The following is a 22,301-nucleotide window of genomic DNA, read 5'->3' on the forward strand; positions in this document are numbered from 1 at the left end:
GGCCGGCCAGCCCCTGAGCGCCGCCCAGGTCGCGGCCCGCTTCCGCCGCACCCCCGCCGCCAAGCTCCAGCCGCTGCTGGCCACGCTGGTCGCCCTGAGCCTGCTCCGCGAAACCGACGACGGGCTGTATGCGGGCTAGCGGGGCCCATTTGCCCGCTATAGTTCATCTTGGCCGGGGCGGTGGTTGCCGCTCCCGGCCGCTCCTGGCTTTACTCCCTTTCCCTATGCGCTCCTACCCTCCTTCCGTCCGCCTGCTGCTCGCGGGCAGCCTGCTGCTGGCCCTGCCCGGCTGCCTGTTCAACTCCGACGACTCGCCCCCTAAAGAGCAGCTGCCGCCCGCCACCCAGCAGGGCCTCAACGAGGGAGGCTGCCGGATAGATGGCACGGTCTGGAAGCCTGCTCAGGTCCTTTTCGGCCCCAAAAAACTATACATCAGCGTCGACCGCCGCACCGATAACACCCCCGGCTACCGCTTCTCGCTCTCGCTCGTGCGCCGGGCCGATGCCTCCTATCCCAACGCCATATCAGATGTCGACCTGTATGTGCCCAACCTGCGCGGCGTCGGCTCCATTGCTCTCAACCAGTCCTTCACGCCCGGTTCCGGCGGCCCCTACCCCGCTCACGCTTCCTTTGATATATACACCGACCCCAGCAACAGCACCACCCACACCGTCTACTACACCGGCCCCTCCGCCCCCGGCCAGCTCACCATCACCCGCTTCGACACCGTAGCCCGCGTAGTGTCAGGCACATTCGAATTCGTTGGCCGGGCCGCCACCGGCCAGCAAGTCAGCGCAACGGAAGGCCGCTTCGATGTGGGCTACTAAGCAGGGCCGGCAACGTGGCAACGGCAACGTGACAACGGCAACGTGACAACGGCAACGTGGAAACGGCAACGCGGCAACGGCAACGTGGCAACGATGTAGGGGCGGGGCTTGTCCCCGCCCGCCGTTGAACGGTGATGTGAGAACGGTGACGTGGGAACGACACGCCCGCCACCGGTTGCAACTACTCCGTTCAACGGCGGGCGGGGACAACCGAAGGACAGCGCAGCTAAGCCCCGCCCCTACAGCGCCCTTCGCAACTTGGGGTAGCTCTCGGAAGCTCCAAATTAACTAGTTATTATTATAGTAATTATATATATTGTCTTATCATTTACTTACCCCCATTAGTTATGACCGACGATTCCAATGCCATCGAAACCATCGTCCCAGCCGAGCAGTGGGAGAAGCTGGTGCAGTTCTACACCCGCCTACTCGGGCAGCCGCAGCAGCCCAGCGACTCGGAGGCCCTCTTCGCCTCCCCCGACGACGGCCTGACAATCCGGCTGACCAAGGAAGACACCACACGCGAGCTAACCAATATCCCGGCGCGCCCCTTCAAGCTAGAGGGCGGCCCGGATGGATTAAAGAAAGTCCAGAAAGAATACGATAGGCTTTTAAAAGCCAATGCGGGAAACGTTTTTGACTCGCTGGCACCCATCGCACAAGGCCCACAGGGCAAGGAGTGCACCATTGCTTTCGTCTGGGTTGGCAACCCCTGCCGCTCCAAACTAGTTGGCCACCTGGAAGGCGTGATTCATAACCCCAATTGGGTCGTTTAATCCCAACGGCAGCCGGCCCCTGCGGTAGCGGGCACGCGCCAGCAGAAGCTTTAGGGTTTAAAGGTTTAGGGGAAGATGTGAAAGCAAAAACCGCGTCTCCGGATGGAGGCGCGGTTTTTTGTAGTTGTTACGAAATCGGTTTATAGTCAGCAGCTTATCTGGTAAGCTCCGCCACTTAGCCGCCGCTTACGCCGCCGCCAGAATAGGGAAGCCGGGTGTATCTTTCGCCGCTTTCATCCTTTATTTCTACCTTATCGTGAACACTCCTACCCTCGCGCGCCGCCTGACCGCCCCCCTCACCAGCCTGCTGCTGGCCGCCGCCACCGCCACCTCTGCCCAACCCACGCCCTCCTGGACCAACGTGCGGGCCATAAGCGCCGGCCCCAACCTGCTTACCCAAGCCGGCGCCCACATCAGCGCCACTCAGGCCGATGGCACCTTCTATGCAGTGGGCTCCTTTACCGGCACTACCAGTGTGGGGGGCAACCCGCTCGTGGCGAAGGGTAGCTCCGACGGCTACGTGGCCAAATACACAGCGGAAGGCAACGTGCTCTGGGTACGGCAGCTAGGCTCCACGGAAAGAGGGGAAGTTAATGCAGTGGCCCTGGATGCGGCCGGCAACGTGTACATTACCGGCCAGTTCAGTGGTACCCTCACGCTGGGCGGCGGCCTGGTAGTGCAAGGGCTTAGAGTTCCCGCGTTCAACGCGTTTTGCATCCGCTACTCGCCCCAGGGCACGCCCCAGTGGGCCCGGCACAACACGAACGACAATGGTGCCTGGGGCTCCGGCATTGCGGTAGAAGCCAACGGCCAGGTGTCTGTGGCGGGGGTTTTTGCCTGGAGCATCACGCTCGGCGGCACTACGCTGGCTACCCCCTTCAGCACCGATAATTTCACTGCCTACCTGGCCCGCTTCAACGCCGAAACGGGTGCCCTGGAGTCGCTGACGGCCCCTTTCGCGTACACGGGCGGCAACATTTATAGCACGCTCACGGGGCCGCTGATGGCCGCTTCTGCGGGCGGGCGCGTGTACCTGCTGTCTAATTTTGAAAGCCCCTTGCTGCTGCCGGGTGGGGCCAGGCTTACCGGCGCCGGCAACCTCGATGCGGGCGTGCTGGCCTACGCAGCCAATGGCCGGCTGGAGTGGGCCCGGCAGCTAGGCAGCCCCCAACGCGACGAGGTGGCCCAGGGTGCCACCGATGCAGCCGGCAACCTCTACGTGGTGGGATATTCGCTGGGCTCGGTGCGGGCCGGCCTGTTCACGCTGCCCAACAACGGCGGCTCCGATGGCTACCTGCTCAAGTACGACCTGAGCGGCGAAGTGCAGTGGGCCCAAATGGTGAACAGCCCCGGCAACGACCAGCTGCGGTCGGTGGCCGTGGATGCGGCCGGCGCGCCCTACGTAACCGGGTCGTTCGAGCAAACCCTGACAATTGGCACTCAGCGCCTGACCAGCACAGGCCAGAGCGATGTGCTGGTAGCAGCCTACTCGCCCACCGGCCAGCCCCGCTGGGCCCAGCAGGCCGGCGGCCCCGGCCCCGACTACGGCTCCTACCTGGGCCTGGGCTTCAACAACTCCCTGAACCTGGTTGGGTCGTATAGTGCGCCGGCCACCTTCGGCCAGCAGGTGCTCACCACGCCGGCCCCCAACGGCACGTTCATGGCCCTGTTAGGCAGCGCCGTGCTCAGCACCAGCGCCGCCCGCCCGCTGGCCCTGGGCCTAGCCCCCAACCCCGCCACGGGCCGCGTGCGCCTGCTGGGCCTGCCCGCCGGCCGCCCCATAAGCGTATTCGACCAGCTGGGCCGACTGGTGCGCACCGCCCCCCTGGCCCCCGATGCCTCATTTTCGGTGCATGGCCTCACGCCCGGCCTCTATGTGGTGCGGGCTGTTGATGCGCAAAACCGCGCCTACGCCGGCCGCTTGGTGGTGGAATAAGGAGCCAAAAGAGACACCCCGAAAACGCAAAAGCCCCGCTTCTGAATCAGAAACGAGGCTTTTTGTAGAGGGGATGGGATTCGAACCCACGATGAGCTTGCACCCATACACACTTTCCAGGCGTGCTCCTTCAACCACTCGGACACCCCTCTGGGTGATGCGGTTTGGTGGCGCAAAATAACACCCGATTTTCCGGAAACGCAAGCGCCAACCGCTTTAGCTGGCCAGCAGTGCCGCCGGAACGGAATATCAGGCGCTATAAGCACGCCGTAGGGGCGGGGCTTGTCCCCGCCCGCCGTATGCACCGTTGAACAGAATCGTTGCAGCGGCGCGAACGGCGGGCGGGGACAAGCCCCGCCCCTACAGCGTTCTGGTGACATCGTTTTATCGAAGGACAGCGAAGCGAAGCCCCGCCCGTCATTCGGGCGTGCCCGTTCTGGTGGCGCTACAGCAGCGTTATTTCGCCCCGCAGGTCCTGGGCCATCAGGCGGCGGGACTGGGTTGATTCCAGGGCCAGGCCGAGCACGAACATGAGCTTGGTTATGGCGGCCTCCACCGTGATATCATCGCCGCCCACAATGCCGAGGTCGGAGAGGTAAGCGCTGGTTTCGTAGCGGCCCTGCAGCACCCGGCCCTCCTCGCACTGGCTCACGTTGAGGAGCACTACGCCCCGGTCGGAGGCCTCGCGCAGGCAGTTGAGGAACCAGGGCGCGGTGGGCGCGTTGCCCGAGCCGTAGGTTTCGAGCACGCAGCCGCGCAGGTCATCCAGCTCCAGCTGGGCCCGCAGCACCCGCTCGCTCAGGCCCGGAAACAGCCGGATGAGGGCCACCCGCTCATCGAAGCGCTGATGAACGTGCAGCTTACTGGCCGGTAGCAGCCGGATCTGCTTGTCGTGGAAGGCCAGCTCGATGCCGGCGCGGGCCAAAGGCGGGTAGTTTTCGCTGCGGAAGGCGTCGTACTGCTGGCTTTCCACCTTCTTGGCCCGGTTGCCCCGAATCAGCAGGTCGTTGAAAAACAGGCACACCTCGGGCACGCGTACCGTGTTGCCCACGGGGTGGCGGGCGGCGGCCATTTCCAGCGCCGTTACCAGGTTGCGACGCGCATCAGTCCGAATGCCGCCCACGGGTACCTGAGCCCCGGTAAAGACCACCGTTTTGCCCAGATTTTCGAGCAGGAAGCTCAGCGCCGCCGCCGAATAGGCCATGGTATCGGTGCCGTGCAGCACCACAAAGCCGTCGTACTGGTCGTATTTTTCGGCAATGAGGGCGGCCATGCGCAGCCAGTCGGCAGGCATTACATTGCTCGAATCAATCGGCTCGCCCAGGTTAACAACTTCCACCGCCATGTTGAGCTGGCGCAGCTCGGGCATCTTGCGCCGAATCTGCTCAAAGTTCATCGGCACCAGCTCGCCGCGCTTGTTGTACGCCATGCCGGCCGTACCGCCTGTATAAATCACGAGGATGGAGGTTTCCAAGGGGATGAGGAGGGATAGGGTGAGGAGGTAAAGATACGCCGCCGTAGGGGCGGGGCTTGTCCCCGCCCCTACGGCGGCGTTGAACGATTACCGTTGCAGCGGCGCGAACGGCGGGCGGGGACAAGCCCCACCCCTACGCCGTTCTGGTTTCTCCAAACAGCGCCAGCGTGTTGCGGGTCGTAGCTTCGGCTACTGCTTCCACCGACACACCCAGCAGCTCGGCCACGCGGCGGGCGACCAGGGGCACGTAGGCGGGCTCGTTGCGCTTGCCGCGGTGGGGCACGGGGGCCAGGTAGGGGCAGTCGGTTTCGAGCAGTAGGTGATCCAGCCCCACGCCGGGCAGCACCTTGCCCAGCCCACCGTTCTTGAAGGTGACCACACCGCCAATGCCCAGCTTGAAGCCCAGTTTGATGACTTCCTCGGCCTCGGCCGGCGTGCCTGAAAAGCAGTGGAACACGCCCCGCAGCGTACCGTCCTGGGCGTCGGCAATAATGTCGGCGGTTTCGCGGAAGGCCTCGCGGGTGTGCAGCACGATGGGCAGCTGATGCTTTTTGGCCAGCGCCACCTGCACCCGCAGCGCCTCCTGCTGCTCGGCCAGCAGCGTTTTATCCCAGTACAAATCGATGCCGCACTCCCCCACCGCCGCGAAGGGCCGGCGACCGAGCCATTCCTCCACCTCGTACAGCTCGCGCGCTAGGTTGCGCGTCACGTGGCAGGGGTGAAGGCCCATCATGGCGAAGCACTGCGTCGGGTGTTTGGCCTCCACTTCCAGCATGGCATCAATGCTTTCGTGGTCGATGTTGGGCATGAAGATGGTTTCCACGCCGCCCTCGTACGCCCGTTGCAGCAGCTCCTCCTGGTCGGGCTGCAGTTGGGGGGAATACACGTGGGCGTGGGAGTCGGAAAAGGTCATGTTGGGGGTAACAGGATGAGGAAGGGGCAAAGATACGGTGCTGACAGAACGGGAACGTGGAAACGACGTAGGGGCGGGGCTTGTCCCCGCCCGCCGTTCGCGCCGCTGCAACGGTAATCGTTCACCGGCGGGCGGGGGCAGCCGCCCCTACGTCGTGCTGACAGCACCTCACAACCTAGCGGTAGCTCCTCCCCTTCCACTCGAAGCGCAACGGCAGCAGCCGAAACAGCACCAGACTCACCGTCAGGGCCAGCGTGTAGAACTCGAACAGCGGCAGCAGCTCCAGCGGCGGGCGGCGGCCCACGCGCCGGAAGCACACGGTGGCCAACACGCCCTGCATGGCCGCTTTAGCCGCCCAAACCGCCAGCGCCGTGCCGGGGCCCGCCACCACGGCCAGGGCCGCCAGTACCAGATAAAACGACCCGTACAGCGCCAGACACGCCTGCAGCCACCCCGGCAGCTGCTCCACGCCCAGCATCCAGCGCCGCCGCTGGTGCAGCAGCCCCCGCCAGGTGTATATCGGCAGCGACTCGGCCAGCACTTCGGGCCGGAACAGGTTGCGGTAGCCGAAGCCCCGCGCCCGCACCGCCTTGAACAGCTCGAAATCTTCGATGACCGAAAACGGCAGCGCCTCGTAGCCGCCAGTCGCCTCGTAGGCTTCGCGGCTGATGAGCATGTTGTTGCCCATGGCCGTTACGGGCTGGCCCAAGTCCGTCACCACCTGCACCAGCCCCAACGACAGCAGCCAGTCGAGGCCCTGCAAGCGGTGGAACAGCCGCGGGCCCGTTACCAGCGTCAGGCCCGTGACGATGCCCACGCCCGGCCCGGTCCAGGCCAGCAGCCCGCGCAGCCAGCTGGCCGGCACGGCAATATCGGCGTCGGTAATGAAGAAGTAATCCGAAGTAGCAACCCGCGCCAGCTGGGCCAGCACGTTGGCCTTGCCCCGCGCCAAGCCTAGGTTCTCCCGGATATCGAGCACCCGAAACGTACCCGCGTAGCCTTGCATGGCCGCCTCGGCCACGGCGGCTGTAGCGTCGGTCGAGCCGTCGTTGCCCAGCAGCACCTCCACCAGCTCCGGCGGGTAGTCGAGGTTGCGAATAGCCTCCAGGCAGCACGCAATGGCTGCTTCCTCATCCCGGGCCGCAATGAGAATGCTCACCCGCGGCCGAGCTGCCCCCAACACCGGCGCCACCGCCAGCCGCCGCCCCAGCACCCAGGCCGAAACCGCCAGCAGCGCAAACCAGCCGATAAAGTACAGGGAGAACAGCATGTTGGTTAGGGGTTAATTAAGGTTGCGGAGGGGTTTTGCCGGTGTGTAGGGGCGGGGCTTGTCCCCGCCCGCCGGTGAACGATTACCGTTGCAGCGGCGCGAACGGCGGGCGGGGACAGCCGCCCCTACCCGTTCTCACAGCACCCCAAACTGATACCCAGCCTCGGCGCAATAATCGAGGTAGCGGGGCAGCACGTAGCGCAGGTTGCGGGCGGCTTTTTGGCTGTCGTGGAACACGACGATGCTGCCGGGGCGGGTGAGGCGAATGCTTGCCCGCAGGCAGGCTTCGGGGGCGTAGTCGGGGTCGTAGTCGCAGGTGAGCAGGTCCCACATGATGAGCTGGTACGCGGGGTGCAGGGCTTGCGCCAGCGGGCGGGTGATGCGGCCGTAGGGCGGGCGCAGCAGCGGCCGGCCTTCGGGGACGACGTCGGGTTGCAGGGCGTCGAGCAGGTGCTGGCAGTGGGTCACGTCGGCCAGATACTCGGGGCGCGGGTGGCGCCAGCCGCTGAGGTGGCGGTGGGTGTGGTTGCCCAGGCGGTGGCCGGCGGCCAGCACCTGTTGGGCCACCTCGGGGTGGCGCGCCAGGTTTTCGCCCACGCAGAAAAACGTGGCCCGCGCATCGTAGCGCGCCAGCTGCTCCAGCACGAAGGGCGTTTCGTCCGGAATGGGACCGTCGTCGAAGGTCAGGTAGAGCGTGGGCGGGTCGGTGGCGGGCATTTCCCAGATACACTCCGGAAACAGCCGCCGCACCAGCCCCGGCATTCGGTGTAAGTGCAAGTTGGTTTTGGTTGGGGTGATGGGGTGATAGAGTGATGGGGCAAAACTACGAACGTCATGCTGAGCATGTGGCGAATTGAGCCAGGGTGCGCAGCCGCAGTCGAAGCATCTCTACCGCAACAGTAACCCTGTCGTTAATAGTTGGTCTGGCGACGAAGCGGTAGAGATGCTTCGACTGCGCTCCGCTTCGCTCAGCATGACAGGTCCTATTACCTCATCACCCCGTTCCCCCTAACCCAAATCCGCCGCCCGTTCAATTTCCTGCCACAGCCGCCGGGCGCTTTCGGCCCACGAAAAGCGTGTACCGTTGCGGAAACCGGCCGCTATCAGCTGCTGGCGGTAGTCGGCCGATTCCTCTACCCGCACTAATCCGGCGGTGATGGACTCGACTGAAAACGGGTCGACCAGGCAGGCGCCGCCGGAGCCGGCTACTTCGGGTAGCGAGCTGCAATTGGAGGTAATGACGGGCGAGCCGCAGGCCTGGGCCTCGATTACGGGAATGCCGAAACCCTCGAAGTAGGGCACGTAGCAGGTGGCGCGGGCGGCGGCATACAGCTGCACCAGCTCCTCATCGGTTACGCGGCCCGTCAGGTGCACGGCGGCGCGGTGCCGCAGCCCCTGGTACACCTCGAAAATGGGGCCCGCTTTCCAGGCCGTGCGACCCACCACCAGCAGCCGGGCCGCCGAGCCAGTGGCGGTTTTAAACGCTTCGAAGGCCCGCAGCAGGTGCTGCAGGTTCTTACGCGGCTGCAACGCCCCCACGAACAGGTAGTACGGGTGGCCGGCCGCGTACCGCTCGCGCGTGGCGCGCTGCACCGGCTCGGACTGGGGCGTGAACCGGGCATCGACGGCGTTGTATACCACGCTTATTTTTTCGGGCGCGATGCCGTAGCGGGCCACTACATCCTGCTTCGTGGCTTCCGACACTGCCACCAACCGCGCCGAAGCCCGGGCGAAACGGGGCGTAAAAGTGCGGTAGTAGGCCCGCACCAGCCAATCGACATCCTGCGGGAAGTGCTCGAAGGCTAAATCGTGCAGCACCGTAACGCGGGGCACGCGGGTGCGCAGCGTGGTGAAACCATCAGGGCTGAGGAACACGGCCGGGCGGTGGCGGGCCAGCCAGCGCGCTACCGCCCCCTCGAACCAGGCCAGCCACAGCAGCGGATGCCGGGCCGGCGGCCCCAGCACGTGCGGCACCACGTTGGGCCCCAGCAGGTACCGCTCGTCAAACGCCCTGTCGAACAGAAAGTGAAACGTGTGCTCCGGCTGCTGCCGCACCAGCTCGCGCAGGGTTTCGAGCGTGAAACGCCCAATTCCCTCCAGCTTGTCGCCGGGCAGCAAAAAGCGGACGTTGACGGCAATATGCATTTTAGGTATCGGGGCTTAGAGGCTTAGGTAGTAGGGAGGTGACAAGCTTTCTAAGCCCTGACACCTAAGTCCCTAAGTCCTAAAACACAAACACGAAATTATCGGAGTCCTGGCCGCTTTGGGCCAGGTAGGCGTCAAGGTCGGCGCAGGGCAGGGGGCGGCCGGCGGCGCTGAGCGTGTGGGCCGCGTAGCCGCACTCGGCCAGCAGCGTGGCGGCGCGGCGGTGGCTGGCGTTGTGGCGGTCTGGGCTCAGGTACTCCATCACTACCAGCGGCGCCTGCCCGGCCAGGGCCAGCTCTGTCAGCGCCTTCTGGGCGCCGGCAATTACCTTGTCCTCGGCCCCTTCCACATCTATTTTAATGATGCGCGGCTGCAGGCCGGTTTCGTGCAGCACCTCGCTCAGGTTCACGGCCGCCACCCGGGTCTGCACCGGCGGAAACTGCCGGAACCACTTCTCGCCCTCGAACTGGCTCACATCCATCGAGTTGAACTCGTTGAAGAGCACCGGAAACTCGTAGAACGACACGGTTTCGGGCCGGTCGGAGACGGCCTGGTGGCAGGCCTGCACCTGGGGCAGCGCGGCCACGTTGGCGGCCAGCACGGCGTAGGTACTGGCCGAGGCCTCGTAGGCCCGCACCCGCCCGGTAGGCCCCACCAGCTGGGCGGCCAGCAGCGCGAAATAGCCGAAATGCGCGCCCACGTCCACGAAATTGTCGCCGGGGCGCAGGGTTTCCAGCAGCAGGCGGGCCAGCCGGATTTCCGAGTCGTGGGTTTTGCCGCCGGTCAGGTACAGGTCGGTGCCGGCCGGCAGTACCACCTGCATGGGCACGCCAAAAAAGGTATTCACCTGCCGGAACACACCCCGCCGGGTGCGGGCGTACACCAGCGTGCGGAAGCCAATGGCGTAGATATAGCGGCCCGGCGCGTGCAGCAGGCGGTGCCAGCGGGAACTGGCCGCTAGCTTTTCGACGTGCGCCAGCTGGCGAAGAAAGGATGACATGAGGCGGTAGAAGTGAACAGAACGGCGCGCAACGGGGGCGCGCCGGGCAAATATCGGCGGTTTGGATGAAGGCGCCGTACGGCGGCGCTTATTTGCCGGCCCGCAGCTGGCGCAGCTCGCGCGGGTGCAGCAGCCCCAGGCCCAGCACCAGCCCCCCAAACAGCAGGCCGGCCACCGCCGTTTCGAGCCACCAGCTCAGGCCCAGCTGCTGCAGCCCGTACCAGCCGGCGCACAGCGCGGCCAGCACGGCCAGCAGCCGCCCCAGCAGCAGCCAGGGCACGGCCACTTCCGCCCGCCGGTGCGTCAGCCACAGGTAGCAAACCGACACGAACACGGCGCAGGCCAGCGTGTTCCAGGCGGCGGCCACAGCCCCGAAGCGCGGCAGCAGCAGCAGGTTCAGGCCCACGTTCAGCACCACGCTCGCCCCCACCAGCTTGCTGACTGCGCCCACGAAGCGCGTGCTGTTGAGCAGCGAGGCGTAGAGGGCAAAAAACGAGTGAACCAGCACATTGAGGAACAAGATTTTCAGGCACCAGCTCATGCGGGCTATTTCGGCGGCCGAGCTGTTCTGGAACTGCCAGAACAGCACCTCACCCCGAAACAGCACGAAGGCGCACACAAACAGCATGGGCACCGTAACCACCCGCTGCCCGAACCAAAGCAGCTGCTGCTGCTCGGCGGGCTGGTACTGGGCGGCGGCAAAGCGGGCAAAAAACAGCGGCAGCACCGTCCAGATGTACATCATCAGGGCATCGGCCCAGCGGTAGGCGCCGGCATAGTAGCCCGCTTCGGTGGGCGAGGCCAGCCGCTCCAGCATCACCATGTCTACCCGCTCGTTCACGCCATACAGCAGCGTGATAACGGCAAACGGGGCCGCCTCGCGCAGCAGGGTGCGCACCCGGGGCCACTGCCAGCGGCTGCGCACGCGGCCCATAAAGCGCCGCATCAGCCCGTAGAATACCACCGTAGTGAGTACTACGGCAATGGCCCGCACGCCCACGTAGCGCTCCAGCGTGAGGCCCAGCGGCAGCAGCGCCAGCACCAGGCCCACCAGCAATACTTTTTCGAGCACCGAGAGCAGGGCATCGGTATTGAAATGCTGCCGGGCCTGCAGCGTGCCGCGCAGAAACAGCCCGTACTGCGTGAGGGCCAGGCTGCCCCCGATAACGGCCAGCAGCCCCAGCTCGCGGCCCCGGTAGCCCACCAGCCAGCCCAGGCCCACCATGCCCACCAGCACCAGGCCGGTCAGGCTGGCCCGCAACGGCAGCAGGGTCGGGAAGGTATCGGCGAAGAAGTCCGGCTCGCCGGCTAGGCGTTTCACGCTGTAGTGCGTCAGGCCCAGGTCGGAAAACGTGGCCAGCACCAGCGTGAGCGATGAAAGGGCCGTGAACAGGCCGAAAGCAGCGTGGCCTACCCGATCCTGCACCAGGTTTTCGAGCAGCACCCAGCCGGGCTTCACAAGCACGTTGAGCAGAACGACCAGGCTGATATTTCCGAGGAACCGTTTGATGTGAGCAGCGGGCTAGCAAGCGCGGACAAACTACCCGGCCGGGCTGCCTCAGCGGGCGGGCCGGCGCAAAACTACGCAAAAAGCCGGCCCGTCAAGGTAGGGGCCGGGGTAGTTTTGTGGCGGCCGGGAAGTGCATTTTCCCCTTACCTTTGCCAACAGCTGCTTTTCCTCCTTCTTCCATTCAACGCCGCAGCTGCCGCCCTGTTCCTATGTCAGCACCCTATTCCTTGCTTGGGCTATGGCCTATTATTCGTCGGTGGAGAAACCTGGTACTTATTGCAGTGGGCCTAGCGGGCCTGATCAGCGCCGGCGTGGCCCTGCTGCTGCCCAATATCTATAAGTCGACGGCCGTGTTTTTCCCTACCGACCCCCAGACTACCGACCCCGACCGGCTGGTGGAGGGCGGCAAGCTGGAGTTGGGCGGCCGCAGTGAAGACCTCGACCGCGTTATCACCATTGGCCAGTCGCAGCCGGTGGCCGAGTTGCTCATCCGCGAATTCAACCTGTACAAACACTACAAGGTGGGCAGCCCCGGCAACGATGTGGCCGAGAATGCCGTGCTCAAGGAGTTTAGCGCGAACCTGCGCATTGTGCATAACGAGCGCGACGCCATTGAGCTGACGTTCCAGGACACTGACAAGCTGCTGGCCGCCAACCTGGCCAACCGGCTGGTAGAAGTAATTGACTCAATAAACCAGCAGCTTACGCTTGAAAACCGCCGCGGCGTGCTGGGGCTATACAAAACCCGCTACGATTTTCTGAATACCGAGTTTGAGCGCACCCGCCGCCAGGTGGTGCAGGCACGCCGCCGCTATGGCATCTATGGCCTCGAACAGCAGGGCCGCTACATGGCCCGCGAGGTAGTGGAGCTGGAAAGTGGCCTGCGCGAAGCCGAGGGCAGCGGCAACAGCAACCGGGCCGCCGGCCTGCGGCGGGCCCTGAGCGCCCTGACGGCCCCCGATGGCCAGAACCTCATCAACCTGGACCGTTACGTGCAGGGGGCCGACTCGCTGAACCTGTTCACGGCCCGCCTCACCAACCTGCAGGAGCGCCTAGTGAACGCCCAGAGCCAGTACGAAACCGCCGACCTGACGCTGCGGGCCAAGATTTCTTCGCTCTACCTGGTGCAAAAGGCCTACCCCGCCACCCGTAAAAGCCAGCCCATCCGCTGGCTGATTGTGTTGGGCTCGATGGTGCTCACGCTGGCCGCATCCATCGTCGTCATTACGCTGCTAGAGCTGTTTCAGCGCACCCAACGCCGGCTGGCTGTCGGCGAGGGCCTATGATGCCATTGCCGCCGCGCTTGGCGCAGTGGCTGCCCCAGGACCCGGCCCAACGGGTATTCGTGGGCATTATGGGCCTCCTGCTGGCCGGCGGGGCGGCCGCGCTGCTGCTCTCCTCGCCCCTGCCGCTGCTGCCGGTTGTGGCAGGCCTGGGGCTGCTGCTGCTGCTTATCGAGTGGCGGCTGCTGTACTTCCTGTTATTTCTGACGCTGCCCTTCTCGCGCGAGGTGGCGCTGGGCGCAGCCTCAGCCTCGATGTCCCGTCCGAACCCCTGATGCTCGTTCTCAGCGGCTGCGTGGGGGCCAGCCTGCTTATGGGCCGGCACCGGCTGCCGGCCCACGAGTGGCGCCACCCGCTGCTGCTGCTGCTGCTGCTCACGCTGTTATGGGCGTTTGTATCGGCCTTCTTTTCGGTCGATAGCACCAAGTCGGTTAAGTACTTGCTGGCCAAGGGCTGGTACTTAACACCTTTTGTGCTGGGCACTTTGCTGCTGCTGCGCCGGCCCGCCCATATCTGGCGGGTGGCAGGCCTGTACACGGCCGGTGCCATCGTTACGGTCCTGGTGATTTTGGCCAAGCACGGCAGCCGGGGTTTCGCCTTCGATGAGACGCAGTGGGCCGTGCACGACTTTTACCGCAACCACGTTACCTACGCCACGGTGCTGGCGCTGCTGCTGCCCTTCGCGCTGTACGGGGCCCGCCGGGCCGGGGGCGCGGCGCGGCTGGCCTGGCGGGTAGCCCTTGGCCTGATGCTGGTGGGGCTGGTACTCTCTTACACCCGGGCCTCAGTGCTGAGCCTGCCGGTGGCGGGGCTGTTTTACGTGGTGATGCGGCTGCGCCAGACGCGCCTGCTGCTGGTGGGCGCGCTGGTAGCGGCGCTGGCTGGGGCCGGCTATTTCATGAGCCAGAACAACTACATGCTCTACGCCCCCGATTTCGAGAAAACCGTGTTCAACGGCGAGAACTTCGGCAAGCACCTAGAGGCCACCTACAAGCTCGAAGATGTGTCGGGTATGGAGCGGGTGTACCGCTGGGTGGCCGCCGCCCGCATGGCCGCCGACAAGCCTCTGGTGGGCAGCGGCCCCAACACGTTTTACCCCGAATACAAGCGCTACACGGTGCGCAGCTTCCGTACCTACGTGAGCGACAACCCCGAAAAATCAACCACCCACAATTACTTTCTGCTGCTGCTGGCCGAGCAGGGCTTCCCCGGCATGCTACTGTTCATCACGCTGGTCGGGGCGGCACTCATCACCATCGAAACCCTTTACCACCGCACCACGCCCGGCTCCGAGTACCGCGCCGTGCTGTTGGCCTGCGGCCTGAGCTTCGTCATCATCGTGTTCCACCTGCTGCTCAACGAGCTGGTAGAAGTAGACAAAATAGGCTCGTTCTTCTTCATCAACCTGGCCATGCTCGTGCGGCTTGGAACGTGGCTGCGGGAGGAAAAGTCGGTAGCCTGGTTGGAGTCTGATAAGCTGGAACAATTAAGCAAGACTTAATTTTATTAGTCACTAATCATTGAAAATATGCCTAATGAATTCAGGTTACCAATAACGAACATCGGGCAGGACAACTGGGTTGAGAAAGTAGCACAGTTTCTCAACAGTTATGCTATTGAGCCGGTGGGTATTTCATCGGAAAGTATTCGACAGCGAGAAGCAGCGCTGGGCGTTACACTTCCCACTGACATAAAGGAATACTACCTGCACTTTGGAGGCACAGACAGTAGCGATTTTATGTATGGCCTGCAGAAAATCAATCAGATCCAGGTATTTTCAGTCACTGACGATTCTTTTCCTTGCTGTTCGTTTGAATTTCATGAGCTTAAAGACTTGGTTGCCTTTGCGCTAAGTCCGGCCAACGACCCGTTATGTTTCGATAAGAATTCCGGAGAAATATTTCTCCTCTCACACGATCCGTTAATCAAAGCCAAAGTCTTCCATAACTTCAGCCAATATTTATTGCACGAGCTAATAGAGCTTGAAAAGCTGGAAGGAAATGGAATAAGCGAAGAGGAGGAAAAAGCGCTTACTGACGAATATTTAGCGGGCCAGGGAATCGACTACCCGATTAGATATATGAAGTTGTAATGGCTTTGCGAACGAAAAAGCGGGACCCTAAAAACCTATGCGTTTTTAGGGTCCCGCTTTTTCGGCATCATTCAGTAATCAGATACCACGATGCGCCTTACTTACATCCTCAGCCCATCACCCAATAATTACTTAAACCGGCAGCTTAGGATGGTAACGTCGTCGGCGAAGCCGGTGCCGGCCTGGTCGAAGGCGGTGATTTCGCGCAGCAGTTCGGCGTGCATGGTGGCCAGCGGGGCGTAGCGGTTGTGGCGCAGCACGCGCAGCACGCCGTCTTCGCCAAACTCGTTCTGCTCAGCGTCGAACACTTCGGTCAGGCCATCGGTGTAGGCCAGCAGCAGGCTGTGGGGCGGCACCACCAGATGGCCCACGTTCAGCATGGGCAGCTCTTCCATTACGCCGAGCATGATGGTGCCTTCCTTCAGGGGCTGGCTGGCGCTGCCGTCGTCGAGTAGCAGCAGCGGGTCGTTGTGGCCGGCGTTTACGTAGTGCAGCTCGCGGGTAGCGCGGTCGTAGAGGCCAAAAAACACCGTGATGAACTTGTCGCCGCCCGCGTTGCGGAAGATGAGGTGGTTGAGCTCGTGCACCACGGTGGCCAGATCGACCTGCTGGCGCAGCAGCGTGCGCAGCCCGGCCTGGAAGTTGGACATCAGCAGCGAGGCCGCCACGCCCTTGCCCGACACGTCGGCCACGCACAGCAGCACCCGGTTGTCGCCTAGCTCCACCACGTCGTAGTAGTCGCCGCCCACGGCCGTGTGGGGCACGTAGCTGGCGTGCACGGCTACGTGGGCATCGTTGGGCAGCCGCTGCGGGAAAAGCATGGTCTGCACCTCGCGGGCAATTTCAATCTCCTTGCGCATGGCCGCCGAGGCCACCCGCTGCCGGGCCAGCCGACGGTTTTCAATGGCCCCAACCAGAATATTGCTCAGCGTCTGCAGAAACTTCAGGGCCTCTTCGCCGGCGTAGTCTTCGTGGGCGTTGCCGATGAACACGTAGGCCAGCACCTGCCCGTTGCTGCCCACCGGAATCACCACTTCGAGGTTGGCCCACACCGGCTCCAGCCCCGTAATTTCGTCCAGTCGGCACGAGGCATTGTTACAGGCGTCGGTAATCAGGTGCGGCAATTCTACCTGCCGGAAATCGACCTGCCCGGTACCGAAATAGGTCATGCACTGCCAGTGGCCGTCCTCGAGCACGTACAGCACCAGCCGGCGGATGTTGAGTTGGCCGAGCAGCGTGAACTGGAAAATCCGGTAAAGGGCGGCCTCGGTATGGTCCTGGTTGATGGCCTGGGTGATTTCCAGCAACGCCCCCAACTCCCGCTCTTTCAGGAACAACTTCTTTTCAGGGGTAGTATTGGGCATAGCAAAGGGAAAACAGGGAGGTTGCGAAAGGATGGGCAAGCGGGTACGCCTGGTGGTTGGGGGGCAAAATAGCCATTTGAAATTCGGGCAGTCCTGGCGGCACACGTGTCGACTCCCAATTGGACCACCACGCCTGCTTTCTACTACATCAGCGGCGTTTTGGGGTCGTAGGCGTCGCGTAGGCCGTTGCCGAGCAGGTTGAAGCTGAGCACCAGCAGGCTGATGGCCAGGCCGGGCAGCAGCGTCAGCCACAGGCCGGCGCGGGTGCCCAGCAGCTGGAAACCCTCGTTTACCATCAGGCCCCACGATGGGGCCGGCGGCTGCACGCCCAAACCTAAGAAACTCAGGCCGGCTTCGAGCAGAATGGCCGCCGCGAAGTTACTCGTGGCCAGCACAATCAGCGGGCCGGTCATATTGGGAAGCAGGTGGTGGGCAATCAGGCGGCGCTGGGGCAGGCCCAGCACCCGGCCGGCCTCCACGAACGTGGCCGAACGCAAACTCAGCATCTGCCCCCGCACCACGCGGGCCACATCCACCCACATGGTGAGGCCCACGGCCACAAACGAGGTCCAGACGCCTTTGCTATCGAGGGCCAGCGAAATGGCAATGACCAGCATAATGCCCGGAATGCTCCACACCACCGTCATCAGGCCCAGCAGCAGCGAGTCGAGCCAGCCGCCCACGTAGCCGGCCACGGCCCCCACCAGCATGCCCAGCAACACCGAAATAATAACGGCCACCAGCCCGATTCCCAGGCTGATACGCGTGCCCAGCAGCAGCCGGCTCAGCTCGTCGCGGCCGGCCTTGTCGGTGCCCAGCCAGTAGGTTCGCTCGATAATGTTGCGGCGGGCCAGCGGGGCCAGCTCGGCGGCCGGGCCACTACGGCCGGCCACGGCGCTCAGGGCGTAGGCCTGGCGCTGGTCGGCCAGGGCCGAGTGGTTTTGGTAGGGCTGGGTGATGAGCGAGTCGCCCACGATGCGGTAGCCGGCAATGGGCACCTCGCGGAAGCGCGGCGCGCGGCCCTGCCACCAGGTTAGCAGCGGGTTGTCGGCCGCGTCGCGCACCGCGTCGGGCCGGGGCAGGCGCAGCAGGGTGGCCCGGAAGCCGGGGGCTTCCTTCTGCAGCTGCACCAGGCCGTTGTTGGCCGAGGGCGAGTTATCGGGCAGCACCCAGTAGCCCAGCAGCGCCACCAGCGTACAGAGCACGATAAAGCCCAGCCCGAGCATGGCCGGCAGGTTGCGCAGCAGGCGTTGGCGCACGTAGTAGCCCGGCGAGCGGGCGGGAGGCGGCGCGGCCACGGCAGCGACGGGAGCGGGCATCAGCGGGTGTTGTGTTGCAGCAGGCCTTCTTTGGAGGCCAGAAACTGGCAGTCGCCTACTAGGGCCCCGAACGAGCTTTCCTCGTAGGCCAGCTCGGTGTCGGGGTCGGGCCAGAAGCTGCGCACGTAGCCCACGTCCATCAGGCGGCGCAGGGTTTCCACGAGCTCGGGGCGCGGCAGGCCGGTTTTTTTCAGCAGCTCGGCGAAGGGCGTGACGAAGTACAGCTCGTCGAGAACATCAAATTCGGCGTCGGTCACGGCAGGGAGGGCGGATTGTGAGGAGGCAAAGGTAGATGTTCGGAGGGGGTTTCCTACAGAGTTTCGCAGCAGGGTGCGCGGCGGTTAAAAGGAGGTCTCGTTCAGTTGCCTGCTACGGTAACCTCCTGAGCTTCCACAGTCTCTATATAGTATAGAATCTGAGTAATTTCTATATCCGACAGGTTGAAGCTCGGCATCTGCTGCTTCTGGTACTGCTCGTAGATTTTCACGGCCTGCTCGTCCCCGCTGGCTATCAGCTTACTGGAGTTCTTTATCCAAGGAATAAGCCATGACATAGGCCGGCGTTTGGTGATACCAGCCAGAGCCGGACCTACCACGACGTCGTTCAGGGCATGGCACTGGGCGCAATTAGCTTTGAACAGGGCGTCGCCGGATACAAAGTTGATAGCTTCCGCCCCCGACAGCTGAGAAGCGTTACGCGTTGTCGGGGAAGTCAATCCGCAACCCGGAACTGGCTCCGGGGCCGCCAGCGCAGCGCCCGCGTGTTCGTTTAGCACGCCCGTTGTGGCCAGTAGTACCCCGCAAATCAGCAAAGCCACCACCGCCATGCTGGCAGGCAGTACGATTTCCGGCAGGTTCTTATTCATCTCGACAGATAGATTGGAACACAACAGAAAGTACGCACCCAAACGCCGCAATAACAAGCCTGCAGCGCATATAAATGGCGTGATGGCACGACTCTTTTTGTCATGATGCTGCCCTGCCGTAACCTCGCCCCTACCCTGCCCGCCGGCCCTTCCATTCGTAGCCGCCGCGCAAGCCGGCCAGGCCCACCAGCAGGGCGTAGGGCGCGTAGGCCAGCTGCAGCAGCGGCGCGTAGCCCAGCCAGCGGCGGCGGCCCAGAAACTGGAGCACCGGGGCCAGAAACCAGCAGTCGGCGGCCAGCTTGAGGCCCAGGCCGGCCGCGGCCCAGGGCAGCAGCGCGGGTTGCCACACGGAGGCCACTAATCCGGCCATCGGGGCCAGATTGGCCAGCAGCACCAGCACCGCCAGCCGTTGCGAGGGCGGGTGCCGGTAGTGCCGCCACTTGCTGGCCCAGCGCACCCGCTGCCGCAGCAGGGCCGCCAGCGTAGGTGGCCCGGCCGTGCGCACCAGCGCCGCCGGGTGCTTCAGGAAGCGGATGCTGCCCGGAAAGGCCGCGTGGAGCTTGTGGAGCAGGAACTCATCGTCGCCGCTGGGCAGGTGGGCGTTGCCCGCGTAGCCGGCCACGGATTCAAACGCAGTGCGGCGGTAGGCCAGATTGGCGCCGTTGCACATGGTGGGCGTGCCGGCCGCAATGCCCGCCGCGCCCGTGCCCACCAGCCCCGCAAACTCCAGTCCCGACAGGCCCTGTAGCAGCGTGGCCGGGCCCGTCAGCAGCACCGGCCCGCTCACAAAATGCACATCTGGTCCGGCCTCATCGAGCAGGGCGGCGTAGGCCCGCAGCCAGTCGGGGCCGACGCGGCAGTCGGCGTCGGTGCACACCACCCAGGGGGCGCGGGCGTGCTGCAGGGCCGCCTGCAGAGCCGCTTTCTTGCCCACTCCTGCTTCCGGCGTTTCAGCCAGCCGCACTACCCGCAGGTGGTAGGCGGCCGTATCGGCCGCCGCCGTTAGCAGCGCCGTCGTTTCGTCGGTTGAGTGGTCGTCGGCAACGACAACTTCGAACTGACCACCCGGCAGGCGCTGACGGGCTAAGTCGGCGAGCAACTGCGGCAGGTTAGCGGCTTCGTTACGGGCGGCCACGAGCACGGAGAAGCGCGGCGTGGCGGCTGATTCGGGCGCGGCAAGAGTATCGGAGGCAGCGGGCAGCGCAGGAAGCTCCGGCACCGGCAGATGCTGCCAGGCACGGCGCAGGCGCAGCATCTGCCCCGCGTACAGCGCCGGAAATGCCAGCAGCAATAGGCCCCAGGCGCTGCTCATGCGGTGGGGGTGACTTCGGCAGTGGCTGGAGCTGCTACCGAAATTGGTGCGGCCCTAGTAGCTGTGGCGGCTTGGCGCTTGCGTAGCACTTTCAGGCGGAGCACGAAAATCAGCCCCACGGCGCTGGGCACGGCAATATTGAGCACCCACAAACTCAGGCTGGCGCTGAGCACCGGCAGCGCCGGCTGGCCCAGCAGCCCGAACAGATGCGTGGCCGACAGCTCGCGCACGCCCACGTCGGCCAGCGCATTGAGCGAGGGCACCAACGACTTGAGCAGGAAGGTGCCCGCCACGGCCGCCGCCGCCGGGCCCACGGCCGTCTGCACCCCGTAGGCCAGCAGCAGCAGCCCGAACTGCGCCCCGAACACCAGGTAGCGTAGGCCCGAAATCAGCAGCACATCGGTCAGCAACCGGGCCGGGTAGGTGGGCATTACGGCCAGGTAGCGGGCAAAACGGCGCAGCGGTTTTATGGCCTGCACGGCGGCCACCAGCAGCTCGGAGTGGTAGAGCGGCAACAGCACCGCCAGATTGATGACCAGCGTGAGCACCACCAGCCCGATTTGCGCGGCCGGGTAACCGTTCAGATAGAAGCGCAACCCAAAATACAGCAGCCCCAGCGTGCCGGCCATCACCGTGGCCACCAGCTGGCAGTAGCGCCCCAGAAAAACGGCGCCCAGCGCATCGAGGCGGCGGCTTTTGAGCTCCATGATGCGGCCGGCGTAGTCGCCCACCCGGTTGGGCGTGACGAAGCCCAGCGTGAGGCCCACCAGCACCGCCCGGAAGCTACGTCGGAACGAAACGGGCTCCAGGTGCCGGGCCAGCCGCCACCACTTCCAGGCTTCCAGGCCCCAGTTGAGCGGAACCAGCAGCAGCGCCAGCAGCACCGGCCCGCGCCCCTGCCCCCCGAGGCTGCGCGCCAGCAGCCCCCGCCACGCGGCGGCCGTGGCCTCATTATCGACCAGCGAGTGCCAGAGCAAACCCAACGTAAGCAGCGTAATGCCCAGCTTAGCCGCCACCACCCAGCCTCCCCACCGGGCCAGCGCCGGCCGGGCCGGCACGCGGGGTTCGGGGGTTTGGGCGTAGCTTTGGGGTGGTGAAGGGGGCAAAATAACGGCGGGTTGCGTAATTTCGGCAAGTTAGCTTATCAAAGCCGCAAGCTTCAAGCTGTAAGCTTGGTGTAGCTTCTTCAGAGCATCGACTCTTTTCCCTTTGCTCAGTCCCAATACCCCAAAAAGGCTACCAACCTTAAAGCTTGCAGCCTATAGCTATAGGCTGCAAGCTTAACAAAACCATGATTCTTCCCCTCGCTTCCGCTTCCGAACTGCTGCCCAAGGTGATAATGGGCGTCGACCCCGGCACGTCCATTATGGGCTACGCCGTGATTGAGGTGCGGGGCCAGAAGGTAACGGTGCTCTGCTACGACGTTATCGATATGCAGAAGCTGGGCACCAACCACGCCCTCAAGCTAAAGCGCATTTTCGAGCGGATGCTGGAGCTGATTGACGAGTACCTGCCCGACGAGCTGGCCATCGAAGCCCCGTTTTTCGGCGTCAATGTGCAGAGTATGCTCAAACTAGGCCGGGCCCAAGGCATGGCCATTGCCGCCTGCCTCTCGCGCCAGATTCCGTACGTCGAGTACGCGCCCACCAAGGTAAAACAGGCCGTAACAGGCTCGGGCAGCGCCACCAAGGAGCAGGTGGCCCACATGCTGCGCCAGACCCTCACGCTGCCCCCCATTGCCGAAGCCAGCAAGTTCCTCGACGCCACCGATGCGCTGGGCGTGGCCCTGTGTCACCATTACCAGAAGGGCAACAACGTGAAGGCCGGCGGCAAAAGCTGGGGCAAGTTCCTCGCCGACAACCCCGCCAAACTCGCCGCCCCGGTAGCTGGCAAAAAGGTGGCGGCTGCTAGGAAGAAGCCGGCGGCATAAGACATATTTTAGAATACAATGTGAATGGAACAGTAGCCTCAATGAAGTTTTATGTGTCGCTGCTGCAGCGTCATTAGATAACTATGCAGATTGTAGCTAACCCAAGTTGCGAGGTATAAATAAGGCCAAAAAAAGTCTGTTCGGCGTGAACAGACTAAGTTTGAAGTATTCGACCCCTTCAAGCCCTGCCGACCATGCGCGAACAGACCGTTGCAATGTACTGTGTTCTCGATGATTTGATTCGTTTTACCCGCCCCACCGGGACTCCGCCCCCGCCCTCGGGCC

21 protein-coding genes and 1 tRNA gene are annotated in these 22,301 nt (G+C 64.0%); 8 read left to right on the forward strand and 14 right to left on the reverse strand.

What is annotated here, in order from left to right; genetic code table 11:
• Positions 1-224: 224 nt before the first annotated feature.
• The 3 genes from D0N36_RS18345 (at position 225) to D0N36_RS18355 (ending at position 3,539) form a co-directional block, all read left to right on the forward strand.
• On the forward strand, positions 225-827 hold the full coding sequence (locus D0N36_RS18345; protein WP_116943275.1) for a hypothetical protein: 603 nt from the start codon (positions 225-227) through the stop codon (positions 825-827).
• A 347-nt stretch (positions 828-1,174) separates the two neighbouring features.
• A complete protein-coding gene (locus tag D0N36_RS18350) occupies positions 1,175-1,603 on the forward strand; it encodes a hypothetical protein (protein ID WP_116943276.1) in 429 nt (142 codons plus the stop codon).
• 256 nt (positions 1,604-1,859) lie between these two features.
• Positions 1,860-3,539, forward strand: coding sequence for a T9SS type A sorting domain-containing protein (locus D0N36_RS18355; protein ID WP_116943277.1), 1,680 nt, complete (start codon positions 1,860-1,862; stop codon positions 3,537-3,539).
• 65 nt (positions 3,540-3,604) lie between these two features.
• Here D0N36_RS18355 and D0N36_RS18360 read toward each other — a convergent pair.
• The 8 genes from D0N36_RS18360 to D0N36_RS18395 all read right to left on the reverse strand — a co-directional run bounded on the left by D0N36_RS18360 (position 3,605) and on the right by D0N36_RS18395 (position 11,800).
• Positions 3,605-3,691, reverse strand: a tRNA-Ser gene (locus D0N36_RS18360).
• Between the two features lie 293 nt (positions 3,692-3,984).
• Positions 3,985-5,013 (reverse strand): asparaginase, encoded by a 1,029-nt coding sequence (locus D0N36_RS18365; protein ID WP_242478994.1) that lies wholly within the window; start codon positions 5,011-5,013, stop codon positions 3,985-3,987.
• Positions 5,014-5,146: 133 nt separating this feature from the next.
• Entirely contained in the window at positions 5,147-5,926 is a 780-nt protein-coding gene (locus tag D0N36_RS18370; protein WP_116943279.1) for a TatD family hydrolase, read from the reverse strand.
• Positions 5,927-6,101: 175 nt separating this feature from the next.
• Complete coding sequence (locus D0N36_RS18375; RefSeq protein ID WP_116943280.1) at positions 6,102-7,196, reverse strand: glycosyltransferase; 1,095 nt, start codon at positions 7,194-7,196, stop codon at positions 6,102-6,104.
• A 135-nt stretch (positions 7,197-7,331) separates the two neighbouring features.
• The gene (locus D0N36_RS18380; RefSeq protein WP_317191503.1) at positions 7,332-7,973 is read right to left on the reverse strand and encodes a polysaccharide deacetylase family protein; all 642 of its coding nucleotides are present in this window, start codon (positions 7,971-7,973) and stop codon (positions 7,332-7,334) included.
• 231 nt (positions 7,974-8,204) lie between these two features.
• The gene (locus D0N36_RS18385; RefSeq protein ID WP_116943282.1) at positions 8,205-9,341 is read right to left on the reverse strand and encodes a glycosyltransferase family 4 protein; all 1,137 of its coding nucleotides are present in this window, start codon (positions 9,339-9,341) and stop codon (positions 8,205-8,207) included.
• Positions 9,342-9,420: 79 nt separating this feature from the next.
• Positions 9,421-10,341 (reverse strand): FkbM family methyltransferase, encoded by a 921-nt coding sequence (locus D0N36_RS18390; RefSeq protein ID WP_116943283.1) that lies wholly within the window; start codon positions 10,339-10,341, stop codon positions 9,421-9,423.
• Between the two features lie 88 nt (positions 10,342-10,429).
• Positions 10,430-11,800, reverse strand: coding sequence for an oligosaccharide flippase family protein (locus D0N36_RS18395; protein ID WP_147320976.1), 1,371 nt, complete (start codon positions 11,798-11,800; stop codon positions 10,430-10,432).
• Between the two features lie 332 nt (positions 11,801-12,132).
• Here D0N36_RS18395 and D0N36_RS18400 point away from each other — a divergent pair, with 332 nt between their 5' ends.
• Genes D0N36_RS18400 through D0N36_RS18415 form a run of 4 tightly spaced genes read left to right on the forward strand, consistent with a single transcriptional unit; the run spans position 12,133 to position 15,226 of the window.
• Positions 12,133-13,137, forward strand: a complete 1,005-nt coding sequence (locus D0N36_RS18400; RefSeq protein ID WP_200793389.1) for a GumC domain-containing protein — start codon at positions 12,133-12,135, stop codon at positions 13,135-13,137.
• The gene (locus D0N36_RS18405; RefSeq protein ID WP_147320977.1) at positions 13,134-13,409 is read left to right on the forward strand and encodes a hypothetical protein; all 276 of its coding nucleotides are present in this window, start codon (positions 13,134-13,136) and stop codon (positions 13,407-13,409) included. Before D0N36_RS18400 ends, D0N36_RS18405 begins: the two co-directional genes overlap by 4 nt.
• Complete coding sequence (locus D0N36_RS18410) at positions 13,409-14,635, forward strand: O-antigen ligase family protein (protein ID WP_116943287.1); 1,227 nt, start codon at positions 13,409-13,411, stop codon at positions 14,633-14,635. Before D0N36_RS18405 ends, D0N36_RS18410 begins: the two co-directional genes overlap by 1 nt.
• A 27-nt stretch (positions 14,636-14,662) precedes the next feature.
• Positions 14,663-15,226, forward strand: coding sequence for an SMI1/KNR4 family protein (locus D0N36_RS18415; protein WP_116943288.1), 564 nt, complete (start codon positions 14,663-14,665; stop codon positions 15,224-15,226).
• A gap of 128 nt (positions 15,227-15,354) precedes the next feature.
• Here the strand turns inward: D0N36_RS18415 and D0N36_RS18420 are convergent, their stop codons facing one another.
• The 6 genes from D0N36_RS18420 to D0N36_RS18445 all read right to left on the reverse strand — a co-directional run bounded on the left by D0N36_RS18420 (position 15,355) and on the right by D0N36_RS18445 (position 21,192).
• A complete protein-coding gene (locus D0N36_RS18420; RefSeq protein WP_116943289.1) occupies positions 15,355-16,590 on the reverse strand; it encodes a PP2C family protein-serine/threonine phosphatase in 1,236 nt (411 codons plus the stop codon).
• 143 nt (positions 16,591-16,733) lie between these two features.
• On the reverse strand, positions 16,734-17,909 hold the full coding sequence (locus D0N36_RS18425; protein ID WP_116943290.1) for an ABC transporter permease: 1,176 nt from the start codon (positions 17,907-17,909) through the stop codon (positions 16,734-16,736).
• Complete coding sequence (locus D0N36_RS18430) at positions 17,909-18,166, reverse strand: MarR family transcriptional regulator (RefSeq protein WP_088463397.1); 258 nt, start codon at positions 18,164-18,166, stop codon at positions 17,909-17,911. The genes D0N36_RS18425 and D0N36_RS18430 overlap by 1 nt, the downstream gene beginning before the upstream one ends.
• Before the next feature lie 101 nt (positions 18,167-18,267).
• Complete coding sequence (locus D0N36_RS18435; RefSeq protein WP_242478995.1) at positions 18,268-18,774, reverse strand: cytochrome c; 507 nt, start codon at positions 18,772-18,774, stop codon at positions 18,268-18,270.
• Between the two features lie 130 nt (positions 18,775-18,904).
• A complete protein-coding gene (locus tag D0N36_RS18440; protein ID WP_116943291.1) occupies positions 18,905-20,086 on the reverse strand; it encodes a glycosyltransferase in 1,182 nt (393 codons plus the stop codon).
• Positions 20,083-21,192, reverse strand: a complete 1,110-nt coding sequence (locus tag D0N36_RS18445; protein ID WP_190242755.1) for a lysylphosphatidylglycerol synthase transmembrane domain-containing protein — start codon at positions 21,190-21,192, stop codon at positions 20,083-20,085. Before D0N36_RS18445 ends, D0N36_RS18440 begins: the two co-directional genes overlap by 4 nt.
• 185 nt (positions 21,193-21,377) lie before the next feature.
• On the opposite strand from D0N36_RS18445, the gene ruvC reads away from it, so the two are divergent.
• Positions 21,378-22,016: a crossover junction endodeoxyribonuclease RuvC gene (gene ruvC, locus D0N36_RS18450; RefSeq protein ID WP_116943293.1), complete on the forward strand. Its 639-nt coding sequence runs from the start codon at positions 21,378-21,380 to the stop codon at positions 22,014-22,016.
• Positions 22,017-22,301 lie beyond the last annotated feature (285 nt).

Source organism: Hymenobacter lapidiphilus (assembly GCF_003417065.2).
In the GTDB taxonomy this organism is placed as follows: domain Bacteria; phylum Bacteroidota; class Bacteroidia; order Cytophagales; family Hymenobacteraceae; genus Hymenobacter.

Excerpts from the sequence above, each read along its gene's own strand:
- D0N36_RS18345 (WP_116943275.1), top strand. The coding sequence starts at position 225 with ATGCGCTCCTACCCTCCTTCCGTCCGCCTGCTGCTCGCGGGCAGCCTG.
- D0N36_RS18350 (WP_116943276.1), top strand. The coding sequence starts at position 1,175 with ATGACCGACGATTCCAATGCCATCGAAACCATCGTCCCAGCCGAGCAG.
- D0N36_RS18370 (WP_116943279.1), bottom strand. The coding sequence starts at position 5,926 with ATGACCTTTTCCGACTCCCACGCCCACGTGTATTCCCCCCAACTGCAG.
- D0N36_RS18375 (WP_116943280.1), bottom strand. The coding sequence starts at position 7,196 with ATGCTGTTCTCCCTGTACTTTATCGGCTGGTTTGCGCTGCTGGCGGTT.
- D0N36_RS18385 (WP_116943282.1), bottom strand. The coding sequence starts at position 9,341 with ATGCATATTGCCGTCAACGTCCGCTTTTTGCTGCCCGGCGACAAGCTG.
- D0N36_RS18390 (WP_116943283.1), bottom strand. The coding sequence starts at position 10,341 with ATGTCATCCTTTCTTCGCCAGCTGGCGCACGTCGAAAAGCTAGCGGCC.
- D0N36_RS18405 (WP_147320977.1), top strand. The coding sequence starts at position 13,134 with ATGATGCCATTGCCGCCGCGCTTGGCGCAGTGGCTGCCCCAGGACCCG.
- D0N36_RS18410 (WP_116943287.1), top strand. The coding sequence starts at position 13,409 with ATGCTCGTTCTCAGCGGCTGCGTGGGGGCCAGCCTGCTTATGGGCCGG.
- D0N36_RS18415 (WP_116943288.1), top strand. The coding sequence starts at position 14,663 with ATGCCTAATGAATTCAGGTTACCAATAACGAACATCGGGCAGGACAAC.
- D0N36_RS18420 (WP_116943289.1), bottom strand. The coding sequence starts at position 16,590 with ATGCCCAATACTACCCCTGAAAAGAAGTTGTTCCTGAAAGAGCGGGAG.
- D0N36_RS18425 (WP_116943290.1), bottom strand. The coding sequence starts at position 17,909 with ATGCCCGCTCCCGTCGCTGCCGTGGCCGCGCCGCCTCCCGCCCGCTCG.
- D0N36_RS18435 (WP_242478995.1), bottom strand. The coding sequence starts at position 18,774 with ATGAATAAGAACCTGCCGGAAATCGTACTGCCTGCCAGCATGGCGGTG.
- D0N36_RS18440 (WP_116943291.1), bottom strand. The coding sequence starts at position 20,086 with ATGAGCAGCGCCTGGGGCCTATTGCTGCTGGCATTTCCGGCGCTGTAC.
- ruvC (WP_116943293.1), top strand. The coding sequence starts at position 21,378 with ATGATTCTTCCCCTCGCTTCCGCTTCCGAACTGCTGCCCAAGGTGATA.